This is a genomic window from Orientia tsutsugamushi (genome assembly GCF_900327275.1).
GTDB lineage: Bacteria > Pseudomonadota > Alphaproteobacteria > Rickettsiales > Rickettsiaceae > Orientia > Orientia tsutsugamushi.
This window is the reverse complement of sequence record NZ_LS398548.1, coordinates 214,704-227,270: the sequence shown is the minus strand read 5'-3', so window position 1 is coordinate 227,270 and position 12,567 is coordinate 214,704. Positions and strand designations below refer to the sequence as shown.

Here is a 12,567-nt window from a genome sequence, read left to right as displayed (position 1 = left end):
AGGAATATGGTTATACGAGTAATGATGTTGATGGTTTTATTATTTGTTAATAATGCTAATGCTTTTTTTTTGGACAAGCAAAAAACTTTTATTTTTGTCTCATTTTCAATGAGTGATGAGGCTTTAAAAAGCTATTTCGCTGAGTCTCAAAAGGCTGGAGCTCAATTGATTATGCGTGGGTTAATTAATAACTCATTTACACAAACAAAGAATAAAACTATGGAGCTTGATATTAGCTTCGATATAGATCCTAGCTTGTTTGAACAATATAAAATTGATGTTGTACCAGTGATAGTAATAGATGATAAAAAAAGAGGATTAACCAAGAAATTAACTGGCCATATTCCTTTAGCAATAGCAATAGAAATTATGAATGAGAATACTTAATGAGATTATTATCTATATTAACTTTAATAACGCTCAATATTAGCTGTTGTTTAGCTTCAATGCAAAGCAGTTATAATGAAGCTAAAAACCATAATGTAAATCTTGGAAATTCTTCAAATACACAAGAATTATTTCATCAAGGTAGTAATGTTAATTATCCTAATAATGATGAGGATTTAACCTATCATGGCTGTAATCAGCTTGGTACAGAAAGTGGAACAATGTTATTTCAAGCTGAAAACAGTAAAAACAATGCCTTAACTCAACACAATATCAACTATTTGTTTACTATGGCAGCACGATTATAGCTGTTCAACTGAGAAGCAAACAATGCTACACTCATCGTTGCGTAATAACTCGATCTTCTGTTTGGGAGGCAATTGCAACACTCCGACTATTATACCAAACAGGGATATAGCTAAAGTAGCTCATCTAGGGATGCTAAATCAGATGAGCAAAGATATTAAAACAAATCCTTTTTCTGTATTTTCAGGTAAACATCGAAAATGCAAAAAAGATGTATTTAGTTTTTTGAATTGCTGCTCTTCAATGACTGGCTGTGGACGTGATATAGGCTTATCACAATGCAAATCTAAGGAACAAGAATTAGCTCTATATAGAAAAAAAGGTTACTGCTACTATATCGGTACCTACTGTTCTTCAAGAATTCCGATATTGGGTATTTGCTTAGCTAGAAAGTCTACTTATTGCTGCTTTCAGTCGAAACTTGCTAGAATTTTTCAGGAAGAAGCAAGAAAACAGCTAAAAATAGACTTTGGAACACCTGAATGTCCAAAGTGTAGAGGCCTTACTGTTAAGGAATTACAAAAAGTTGATTTCACTAAAATCAATATGGATGAACTATTTGGTGATATACTCACTAAGGCTCAAAACAGCATGAACAAAGATATTATTGCAGGCATCAAAGATAAAGTTCATCGTATGCAACAAAGTCGTCATTAAATACTATAGCTAGTTCCTATTGACTTTATATCAATGCCTTTACCTATAAAAATCACACATATTTAATGCAATATAATTTGTTATAACATGTTGTAATAATAAAAAAATAAAGAATATTAATAGAATTTCTGATAGTATTATTGATGAGACTGAAAAAAATATAAAAGAAGGATTAATTGTAACACCTATAATTTAGTAATTATTTGGTGTTCAGTAGCTAATCAAAAATTTAAAGGGTAATTAATAATCATATGAAATTTGTAAAATATATAACAGCTGTTTTATTATTAACACTGTTAAATACAACCATTGCAGCAAAACGAAACAATAATCAACCTATACAACAGAAATTAATTCGGGATAAAGCTATGTTAGCAGAAAAACATTTTAATGTTGGAATTTCATTTCTTGAGTTAAACAAATATCAAGAAGCAATGAAAAATTTTGATTTAGCTATTAAGTACAAACCTAATCAGGCAGATGCTTATCATAATAAAGGAGTTTCTTTAGCTGAATTAGGACAATACCAAGAAGCAATTAAAAATTTCGATTTAGCTATTAAATATAAGCCTGATTATGCAGAAGCTTATTATAATAAAGGAGTTTCTTTATATGAATTAGGACAACAGCAAAAAGCAATTAAAAATTTCGATTTAGCTATTAAATATAAACCTAATCACGCAGAAGCTTATCATAATAAAGGACTTTGTTTAGCTGAATTAAGACAACACCAAGAAGCAATTAAAAATTTCGATTTAGCTATTAAGTATAATCCTAATCATGCAAAAGCTTATTATATAAAAGGAGTTTGTTTAGATGAATTAGGACAACACCAAGAAGCACTAGAAAATTTTGATTTAGCTATTAAATATGATCCTAACTATGAAAAAGCTTAATCATGAGCTTGATGACTCTGCTACTAATTCTAGGCCGATACACTGAACTCATGATCATAGAATCGAGGAATTGAAGGAGCAATTTAATCGAGCTCAGCGTATAGCGCTTGATAATCCAACGCTCGAAAATGTGATTGCAGCTCAAAGGCTACAGAAACAAATCATGGAGAAGTCGCATAAGTTTGCTACTATGTGGCAACTAGCTACTCTACTTGATTATCAACTGATTAATGCTCATGAGCCATCTAATAGCTTACATAGAAAGCTGTATCAAGAAAAATCAGAGCAAGAAAACGACTTAAAACTCAAAAACATTGCTAAAAACTAGGGATTGATTCTGCAAGTTAAACAAGATTGCTTGCTCTGTAAAGCCTTTACTCCTATTGTTCAGAACTTTGCTAATAAATATGCATTTCAGTTGCTAGCTGTCAGTAAGAATAATGAGTTGCTGAATAAATTAAATCCTAAGCATATTGTACACGCTAGTTTAGGATAAGAGGAAGCAGGGAAGGCATAATACAAAAGGTATACAAAGAGAGAATGTTGAGTTAAAAAGAAAATTTAAATAAAAATAAAATAACCCAACATGAAAAAATGTATTATAACAGTATACTATTTAATAGATAATTTTTGCAAGATATATCAAGACTGGGAAAGAAAGAGATTAATACCAAGTAGTAATCAAAGGAACAGAGATGGAAAGTTGTCCTTAGCTGAGTTATTAACAATAACGATATATTTTTATTTATCTCCATGCAAGGATTTTAAAAATTATTATCTATATTACTTGCGTTATAAGTATAAAGAATACTTTTGTTTACCAAGCTATAGTACGATAATACAACTATTACCTAGAATGTTGCTACCATTAGCCGTATTAATGCATTATCTGAAAGGAGAAGAGACTGGTATATATTACATCGATTCTACAAAGTTAGCAATTTGTCATAACAAACGTATTTCCAGCAATAGAGTTTTTAACAGATTTTCTAAAATTGGTAAGAGTAGCTATGGCTGGTTCTTAGGTTTTAAGCTGCATCTCATAATTAATAATAAAGGTGAAATAATGTCAGTTAAAATTACTAAAGGCAATAAAAGCGATCTATCTGTAGCTTCAGTTATTTCTAAAGGCTTATCTGGTAAATTGTTTGGTGATAAAGCTTACATATCTAAAGAGTTATTTCATCAACTCTTCTCCAATGGTCTACGTTTATTTACTAATCTTCGTAAAGATATGAAAACATATTTATTGGACATAGATGATAAGCTTTTATTAAATAAACGTTCCTTAATTGAGTCTGTCTTTAATGTACTAAAAAAACACATGCATTTAGAGCATACTCGACATCGCTCTCATATTAACTTCTTTGTTCATATAATTGCTTCTCTTGCTAGTTATTCCATCTCCAAACTTAATCCCTATCTTATCTCTTCTTCTTTCTCTTCTAATCACTTATCCTAAATTAGCGTTAGAAATCAAATTACTCAATTTGCTAAATCTTATGAATCTATTATTGCTTCTTTCTATGCTAAAACTTCATTATAAGATTATACATATCCTCTCCTCACATTTCACCGTTTTCATAATGCTTAAACTTTCACTATAACAAAAAATATAATAATAAATGTTGCGTTAAAGTACAATATGATATATAATCCTCTCGTGACGCCTAGAAGTGTTAAGTCATAGAATGTATAGTAATTTAGTATTTTAAGTCTCTAGTTACATTAATCACTAAATATCTCTAGTAGCTCGCAAATACTAAATTAATTAAAGGTTTTTTATGGCAACAGGTATAGTAAAGTGGTATAATTCTGTCAAGGGGTATGGATTCATTCAGCCTTCAGAAAAGGTTAAAGATGGCGGAAAAATGGAAGATGTTTTTGTGCATGCTACTGCAGTAGTAGCAGCTGGAGTAGCTGATCTCAAGGAAGGGCAAAGAGTAAGTTTTCAGATAGGATCTCAAAAAGGTAGAATTTATGCTACAAATTTAGTGCTAGACTAAAAGTTATCATCATTTTAGATATTTATTTATGTAGTTTATAAACGTTGTTTCTGCATGTTATAAAGTTGTATGTGTTATAACTAATAATCAAGATAGATAAATTAATATGCTATATAGTTAAAGCAGTTGATTACAAGGTAGTTTAATTGTCTTAACTATATTAAAGACTTTGTTTAAAGATCTGTTTATTAGAGTTTGGCTCAAGGCATAGTAGTTAAAGTATATACCAAGGTTAAAACAAGTAAGAAGAGTAGAAAAATTGCTTTTGCTTTTGTATACACCATCAAATTCTATCAAAGCTTTAGTTTTTTAGACTTGTTGGTAGTGTTGTTATTAATATTACGACTTGTTCAGTTTTTAATTTCTTAAATTAAAAAAATCTTTCTATATAATTCGTTGAATAATTCAGTATCACAAATGCTGCGAAGGATTAGAGGAGCTATATTTTTTTTATTAATAAGGTAGGATCTAGTAAAGTTATGGTATTTTAGTTATCCACGTTTTTCCATCACTAACAACATCAAACATAACGCGCGCATTTCCAGTATTATGCTTTCCAGATAACTTCATATCATTTTGAGCTCCATTTTATAGGCCTTGTAATTCTATAGATATCTTTATCATTCGTACTTACTTGTTGACTATGCTGTATTTTGTTATCAGTAGATGCACTAGCTGTATTTGCAACCATCATTTACTTATCTCATTTCAAAGTTTCATCAAATTCTCTTGTAATAAGACCATAACAGAAATTTGATTACTTTCTATGCGGAATGATGTTTCAGCTCATATCTATCTCATTAAAATAGACCTCTTTCGAAACTGGTTAAGGTAGTTCAAAATTATAAATGCCAGAGATCAAATTAAATCTAAGACAGAATCTTTTACGTCTATTTCGATATTTGTCAGCAATAATTTTGAAGCGTTTTAGCATACCAATAACGTTTTCATTCACAAATCTTGCTCCTGCTAACCTATGATTATTCTTTTTATCATTTCTAGTTAAAGGATTTTTCTTGCTTTTTTTCTTTGGTAATTCAGAATTATTGTGAATTTTTTGTATACCTTGATATCATGTATCAGTAATTGCTTTAACCTTAGGATGAATAAGAATTTTAGATTCCTTAAATAATCTAAAGTCATGTTTTTTACCGTTAGAAAAATCTGTACATATTACTTGGTGCGTTTTCTTGTCTATCACTATTTGAGTTTTTAGTATATGCCTTTTCTTCTTTCCTGAATAATAGAATTTTTGTTTTTTTAGGTCTTTCTATAGAAGTCTCAGTAGCATCAATCAAGACTACTTCATAATTCATATCGCTCTTCATTAGAGCTTTACACGAGACCTGGAAGAGCAAAGTTTGGGTGTTTAAGTTGGTGTCTTCTACCCATTTATGAAAATATAAGTACGGTATTCTCTAAGGTATTCTAAGGCCATCAGCAACTGTTCCTTCAAATTAAGCTTATTTTAACGCCAATTTTTTGATTTCTTAAGACCATCAGCTTTCCTCAAAATATCCACCATCTTTGCAAATGTTCCCTTCCTTACTCCTGTTAATCAACGAAATTTTTCATCACCTAACTCTTTAATCTGATCTAATTTAATTATTACTTCAAACCAGATTTTTATAACACCATTTTACATCATTGTCTAGTTTCGAAAGAAGTCTAATGTTATAGTAACATTAGTAGATAGAATCTCTTATTTTAAACTGTTGAATAGAACAGGATTTAATTCCGAAATTACCTAATAATTCTGTAGTTGTAATGGATAATCCAAATTTTCATAAAAATTTGCATTTAAACACTGTGATAGAAAAAGATGGATAATATAATTAGAGTATGTATCTACTTATTCTCATGATTTAAATCTTATTGAGAAAAAATAGTTTTAAGATAAATCAAGTAGAATAAAATACCACTGTAACTTAGACACGCTTTTCAAAATATATATATAACTGTTTTGTAGTGGCTTAGCTATTATTAGCTATATAAGAAATAGGGTATAGGGTAATGAAATTAATAAAATAAAAGAGAAAAAACAATAGCGAAAGCGCACAAGCAAAGTATTTAATATAAGTAGGAAAAGTATAATATACGATTGGAAAAAATTACAAAAAGAAACAGGAAATATGAAAGCAAAATTATGATATCAAAAAAATGACAAGTACATAATCATAGAATAACTTACCTAATGGCTTAAAAAAGCTTATTAGTATACACGAAGAGTAAGTATAATAACTGATTTTTGTAATAGCAAAGTTATAGCAAAGTTATTGAAAAGTATTTTAGATAATATAAATTTTCTAAGACAGTTATGGTTACGTTTTATCTGTATGGTACAAGTTATTATATCACCAACTTATTCTCCATATTTGAATCTAACGTAGCATTATTGGCTTAAAGTTAAAAATTGAAATATATAAAGTAGCTTACTTATTTATGATTTTTTTGATGCGGTATTTCTCGTTTTACAATGTTGCAACTAACTATCTTCCAAAATTTAACATATGATTATTAGCTCATAAATACTAAGATAACAATGCTCTTTAGTTTACTGATTCTATTTAATATACACTTATATAGTTTTTTACAATTACTTATCTTTTATAATCCGCTAGTTGTTTAATGCCTAAATTAATTCTTTCCTTTTCTACATCAACTGCAAGAACCATACACTCTATTTCATCACCCTTAGTATAATTTTTTAGTGAATTGCTATTTGTATCTCCATGTTTAAGAATATCAGATTCATGTATCATTCCATCTATTTGATAGGTCATTTCACCAATTTCATATTCCTTACCATCAATTTCATATTTTACTGCATTAGTAGTAACAGACAACGCTACAAACATTCCAAAATTAGTTATATTACGTAACGGAGCTCTAATCACAGTTCCAACTTGATATTTTTCAGCTAAAACCTCCCATGGATTAGGCTTACATAACTTTAAGCTTAATGAAATTCTATGTCTTTCTTTATCAATATCCAAGATTTTAAATACAACTTCTTGACCAATAGTTAATGATTTTTTAGGATTTTGATTGATTTTTTCCCAACCAAGATGTCCTGAATGACATAATCCCTCTAGATCTTTGGTTACCTCAATAAATGCACCATATTCTGCAATACTTTTTACCTTGCCAACTTTAATATCTCCTATTTGCAGGCTATTTTCAATGTCATCCCACGGATTAGCACTTAATTGCTTCATGCCAAGTGAAATTTGACCAGTTGATATATCAATACCAATAACTACAACTCTTACTTGCTGGCCAATCTGTAACTCTTCACCAGGATGATTAATCTTACGCCATAAAATATTTATAGAGTGCAATAATCCATCTACTTTTACATCAAATGTTAACTCATCAGATCCAGTAAGCTCAATAAACGCTCCATAATAAACGATACTCTTTACAACTCCATTTAGTATCATGCCAACATGTATTTTAGATAATACCTCTTGTCGTATTCCAGCCCTAGCCTCCTCTAAAACAGCTCGTCTTGATACTACAATATTACCTAGCTTCTTATCCATTTTTAAAATTTGAAACGGCTGTACTATATTCATTAATGGAGTAATATTCTTAATAGGACGCCGCACGTCAACTTGACTTCCAGGCAAAAATGCAACAACGCCAGAAAGATCTACAGTAAAACCGCCTTTTACCTTACCAAAGATAACACCATCTACTAGTGAGCCATTTTTTTGCGCTTCCTCAAGTACAGACCAAGCTTCTTCTCTTAAAGCTTTTTCACGGCTTAAAACTGTGCAACCATTACGACCTTCGATTTTTTCAACATATACATCAACTAGATCTCCTATCTGAGGCAGAGGAACATCGCTAGCAAGCTTAAATTCTGATAGAGGAATTCTACCTTCATTTTTTAATTTAATATCTACTATAACAACTTCATCATCTATCTCTACCACCTTGCCCTTAACAACAGTACCAACTTTTACTTGCTCATTAGTTATTTTATTAAATAGTTCATCAAAATTATCTTGAACTATAGATTTACTAGAAATAGTAGGAATGAATCTTTGTTTTAGATTTACTTGTGTCATTATATTAATTTTCAAAATAATTAGATTGTTACCTGTGCCTAAATTCACAATCTTAGATTAAATATATATTATAAACTATTATTATGGCACCTAATAATTCATTATTTATTGTGTATAGATTAAAATTATTTTACACTATATCTACTAAACACTATAAACACTAAGACATTTATAGAATAATTGCAATTTCATGTTAATTATTACATCCAATTAAAAAAATTCAAAAAATTAAGCTATTAAGCTATTCAGCAATCTTATTTTTTATCTTTAGCCTGAATTTTTTCTGCTATACTTCGAGACACTTGCTCATAGTGAGAAAATACCATGCTATATTGAGCTCTTCCTTGAGATAAAGATCTCAAAGTACTAACATATCCAAACATTTGTCCAAGCGGTACATAAGCATTAATAATTTGAGTATTACCTCTAGGCTCCATGCTTTGAATTACGCCTGATCTACTATTAAGATCACCAATAATGTCTCCCATATATTCATTTGGAGAAATCACTTCTACTTTCATAATAGGGCCAAGTAACTTAGGGCCAGCTTTTGTTATTCCTTCCTTAAATGCATTTTTAGCAGCAATTTCAAATGCTAATACACTAGAATCAACCTCATGAAAACTACCATCAATTAATGTAGCCTTAAAATCTATTGTAGGATAACCAGCTACAACACCAGATTCTTTGATTTCTTCTAATCCTTTTTCTACACCAGGAATAAATTCCTTAGGAATAGCTCCTCCAACAATCTTACTTTCAAATTGAAATCCTGCCCCAGCCTCTAAAGGCTCAAAAATAATCTTGACACGTGCAAATTGGCCAGCGCCTCCAGTTTGCTTTTTATGTGTGTAATCCACTGTATAAGATTGAGTAATAGTTTCTCTATATGCTACTCTTGGTGCTCCAACATTAGCCTCAACTTTAAACTCCTCCTTCATACGATCAATAATAATCTCAAGATGTAGCTCCCCCATACCTTTAATTACCATTTGATTCGTTTCAGAATCTACAGTAAAAACTAATGAAGGATCTTCAGCTGCTAATTTTACTAAAGCGGCTGATATTTTTTCTTGATCTGCTGGAGTTTTTGGTTCAACAGCAAGCTCAATAACAGGCTTAGGAAATTCTATTTTTTCTAAAATAATTTGACTATCTAAAGAACAAATAGTATCTCCAGTTGTTGTGCTTTTTAGACCAGTTAGTGCAACTATATCTCCTGCTACAGCTTCCTTAATATCTTTGCGATTATTGGCATGCATCAATAGCATACGGCTGATACGCTCTTTCTGATTTTTAGTAGTATTAATAACAGTGCTTCCTGTTTGCAACTTTCCTGAATATATTCGAATAAACGTTAATGATCCTACAAAAGGATCATTAATGACCTTAAAAGCTAATGCAGAAAATTGTTCATCGACACTTACTTTTCTACTAATTTCTTGTTCTGTTTTAACATCAACAGCTTTAATACTATTCACATCGTTAGGAGAAGGTAGATAATCTACTACTGCATCTAGTAAAGTCTGAACACCCTTATTCTTAAATGCGCTACCACAAAGTACAGGAACAAATAGTCCAGATATTGCACCCTTTCTAATGCATTTTCTAATATCTTCTTCAGACAAATCTTCATTTGAAACGTAGGAATTAAATATTTCTTCATCAACTTCCACTACTGTTTCTAACAATTGATGCCTATAATCGTCCACCATAGCTTGCATATCATTAGGAATACTATGGTACTCATATTTTGCTCCTAGATCCTCATTACTCCAAACTATAGCTTTCATTTTTACTAAATCAATTACACCCTTAAAAGTGTCTTCAATTCCAATAGGTAACTGTATCACTAATGGCTTAGTACCTAGACGATCCTTCATCATCTGAACACATCGAAAAAAATCTGCTCCCATTCTATCCATCTTGTTTACAAAGCAGATTCTAGGAACAGCATATTTATCTGCTTGACGCCATACAGTCTCAGATTGAGGCTCTACTCCTGCCACACCATCAAACACAGCAATCATGCCATCTAGCACACGCAACGCACGCCCTACTTCAATAGTAAAATCTACGTGTCCAGGAGTATCAATAATATTAATTTTATATTCTTGCTCTTTTTGACTTGCTTGTTCTGCACAGTCATCTTTTTTTATCCAATGACAAGTTGTTGCAGCAGATTGTATAGTAATTCCTCTATCCCTTTCTTGCTTCATATAGTCCATGACAGTAGTACCATCATGAACTTCTCCTATGCTATATGAAACCCCAGTATAATATAAAATTCGTTCAGTAGTTGTTGTTTTTCCAGCATCGATGTGTGCGCCAATTCCAATATTTCTTACGTAAGATAACTTATGATTTTCTGACATAAATTAATTACCTCTGGACCTCCTCTTAGTGATTAAATGAGAAAATGCTTGGTTAGCCTCTGCCATTTTATGATTATCATCCTTTTTCTTAACTGCTCCACCTCTGCCATTTGAAGCTTCATATAATTCTTCTGCTATTTTCTGCCACATAGACTTTTCAAAAGTACGATTAGCAGCTGAATTAATAATCCATTTAATAGCTAAAGTGTAACTCCTTAATTCATTAACAGGAGAAGGAACTTGGTAAGTAGCCCCACCTATTCTTAACGATTCAACTTGAAGAGATGGCTTAACATTATTACATGCAGACTCCAAAATCTCAAAACCATCAGCTTTATATTTATGCTTTATATGCTGAATTATTTTATCAAGCATTTTTTCCACAATCTCTTTGTTACCATGATGTGTAAGTTTATTAATCAACTTACTAGCTAACATTATTTGATTAGGTGTAGCAGAAGATATGCTTTGATATTTATTGCTTGGTAATGACTTTCTTTTTACTTCCGTACAACGACGTGACATACTATATTTCCTAAATTTAAGATATTACTTTGGACGCTTAGTACCATACCTTGAACGACCTTGTTTACGATTTTTAACTCCCTGAGTATCATAAACACCACGTACAATATGATAACGCACACCAGGCAAATCTGGAACTCTCCCACCCCTTACTAATACTGTAGAGTGTTCCTGTAGATTATGCCCCTCTCCAGGAATATAAGCATTAACACAAGTCCCATTTCTGAAACGCACACGTGCCATTTTTCGTAAAGCAGAATTAGGCTTTCTAGGTGTAATAGTTTTAACTAAAACGCATACTCCTTTAGCAAAAGGATTCCCGTTTAGAGCTGGCGATTTAGAAGCTCTAATTTTAGATTTACGGCCACAACGCACTAGTTGATTATTTGTTGGCATTAATCTTAGCTCTCCAGATATAATTTATATATAATTTAAAATTAAATTCAAAAAGTATTACTAACTTAAAGGATTCATGATAAGTATAAATAACTACTTAGGAAAGAAACATATCCAATTATATTGAAAAAATCAAGTAACTTTAAAGAATTTTATTTACATAAGTGATCACTAAGTTATTGATCACTATGTAAATTCCCATACAATGGAGTTATGTTTACTTTTTTAACATTAACATTAATTTTATGAATTCACAATATTACATTGGTCATAGAAAAAGATTAAAAGAACGCTTTTTACGATCTATTCCTAGTGATAGTTTGCCTGACTATGAGCTGCTAGAATTACTACTGTTTCACTCAATTCCAAGACAAGATGTAAAACCAATAGCAAAAGAATTGCTTAAGCAATTTACTACCCTATCCAATGTAGTATATGCTGAAAAAGATAAGCTTATGTCTTTACCTATGGTAAGTAATTCAGTCTGTGTACCAATATTTTTAGTCAAAGAGTTTATTCGTAGAATTCTAGCACAAAAAGTAATCAATCAACATGTGCTAAGCTCTTGGTCAGCTTTATTAGAATACTTAAAAATTACTATGGGGAAAGCTAAAACTGAACAATTTCGCGTATTATTTCTTAATAAAAAAAATATTATTATTGCAGATGAACTACATGGTGTTGGCACAGTTGATCAAACTCCAGTATATCCAAGAGAAATAGTTAAAAGAGCATTATTTCATGAAGCAAGTGCTATAATACTTGTACATAACCATCCTAGCGGCACTCCTAAACCATCAGCAATAGATATTGAAATTACTACAAAGATTGTTGAAGCTTGTAAAACTTTTAGCATTATTGTACATGATCATGTTATTATCTGTAGTAACAATTTTTTTAGTTTTAAATCAAACTTACTTTTATAAGTTGTAGAGCACTACTA

Annotated in this window: 10 protein-coding genes and 3 pseudogenes; 7 read left to right on the top strand and 6 right to left on the bottom strand. The window is 30.8% G+C overall.

What is annotated here, in order from left to right; genetic code table 11:
• Nucleotides 1-6: 6 nt before the first annotated feature.
• From trbC to DK405_RS01160, 6 genes and pseudogenes are all read left to right on the top strand, one after another.
• The gene (gene trbC / locus DK405_RS01190; protein ID WP_064613049.1) at nt 7-387 is read left to right on the top strand and encodes a type-F conjugative transfer system pilin assembly protein TrbC; all 381 of its coding nucleotides are present in this window, start codon (nt 7-9) and stop codon (nt 385-387) included.
• A pseudogene (traN, locus tag DK405_RS01180) lies at nt 387-1,350 on the top strand (conjugal transfer protein TraN). The gene trbC and the pseudogene traN overlap by 1 nt, the downstream one beginning before the upstream one ends.
• Before the next feature lie 251 nt (nt 1,351-1,601).
• Nucleotides 1,602-2,246 carry a tetratricopeptide repeat protein gene (locus DK405_RS01175; protein ID WP_064613055.1) on the top strand — a complete coding sequence of 215 codons (645 nt, stop codon included), beginning with the start codon at nt 1,602-1,604 and terminating at the stop codon, nt 2,244-2,246.
• 49 nt (nt 2,247-2,295) lie between these two features.
• Nucleotides 2,296-2,724, top strand: a pseudogene (traF, locus tag DK405_RS01170) (conjugal transfer protein TraF); the annotation flags it as partial.
• A gap of 108 nt (nt 2,725-2,832) precedes the next feature.
• Complete coding sequence (locus DK405_RS01165; protein ID WP_064613057.1) at nt 2,833-3,708, top strand: IS982 family transposase; 876 nt, start codon at nt 2,833-2,835, stop codon at nt 3,706-3,708.
• Nucleotides 3,709-4,030: 322 nt separating this feature from the next.
• Nucleotides 4,031-4,252 (top strand): cold-shock protein, encoded by a 222-nt coding sequence (locus tag DK405_RS01160; RefSeq protein ID WP_011945048.1) that lies wholly within the window; start codon nt 4,031-4,033, stop codon nt 4,250-4,252.
• A 571-nt stretch (nt 4,253-4,823) separates the two neighbouring features.
• On the opposite strand, the gene DK405_RS14900 is transcribed toward DK405_RS01160, so the two are convergent.
• The 6 genes and pseudogenes from DK405_RS14900 to rpsL all read right to left on the bottom strand — a co-directional run bounded on the left by DK405_RS14900 (nt 4,824) and on the right by rpsL (nt 11,624).
• Nucleotides 4,824-4,946, bottom strand: a complete 123-nt coding sequence (locus tag DK405_RS14900; protein WP_269459333.1) for a hypothetical protein — start codon at nt 4,944-4,946, stop codon at nt 4,824-4,826.
• A gap of 132 nt (nt 4,947-5,078) precedes the next feature.
• Nucleotides 5,079-5,858 (bottom strand): annotated as a pseudogene (locus DK405_RS01155) (transposase family protein).
• A 994-nt stretch (nt 5,859-6,852) separates the two neighbouring features.
• The gene (locus tag DK405_RS01145) at nt 6,853-8,328 is read right to left on the bottom strand and encodes a S1 RNA-binding domain-containing protein (RefSeq protein WP_045912717.1); all 1,476 of its coding nucleotides are present in this window, start codon (nt 8,326-8,328) and stop codon (nt 6,853-6,855) included.
• A 254-nt stretch (nt 8,329-8,582) separates the two neighbouring features.
• Nucleotides 8,583-10,703, bottom strand: a complete 2,121-nt coding sequence (gene fusA, locus DK405_RS01140) for an elongation factor G (RefSeq protein WP_045912716.1) — start codon at nt 10,701-10,703, stop codon at nt 8,583-8,585.
• Between the two features lie 3 nt (nt 10,704-10,706).
• Nucleotides 10,707-11,228 carry a 30S ribosomal protein S7 gene (rpsG, locus tag DK405_RS01135; protein ID WP_045912715.1) on the bottom strand — a complete coding sequence of 174 codons (522 nt, stop codon included), beginning with the start codon at nt 11,226-11,228 and terminating at the stop codon, nt 10,707-10,709.
• Between the two features lie 24 nt (nt 11,229-11,252).
• Nucleotides 11,253-11,624, bottom strand: a complete 372-nt coding sequence (gene rpsL / locus DK405_RS01130) for a 30S ribosomal protein S12 (protein WP_011945043.1) — start codon at nt 11,622-11,624, stop codon at nt 11,253-11,255.
• Nucleotides 11,625-11,869: 245 nt separating this feature from the next.
• On the opposite strand from rpsL, the gene radC reads away from it, so the two are divergent.
• Nucleotides 11,870-12,550 carry a RadC family protein gene (gene radC, locus DK405_RS01125; RefSeq protein ID WP_045912714.1) on the top strand — a complete coding sequence of 227 codons (681 nt, stop codon included), beginning with the start codon at nt 11,870-11,872 and terminating at the stop codon, nt 12,548-12,550.
• Nucleotides 12,551-12,567 lie beyond the last annotated feature (17 nt).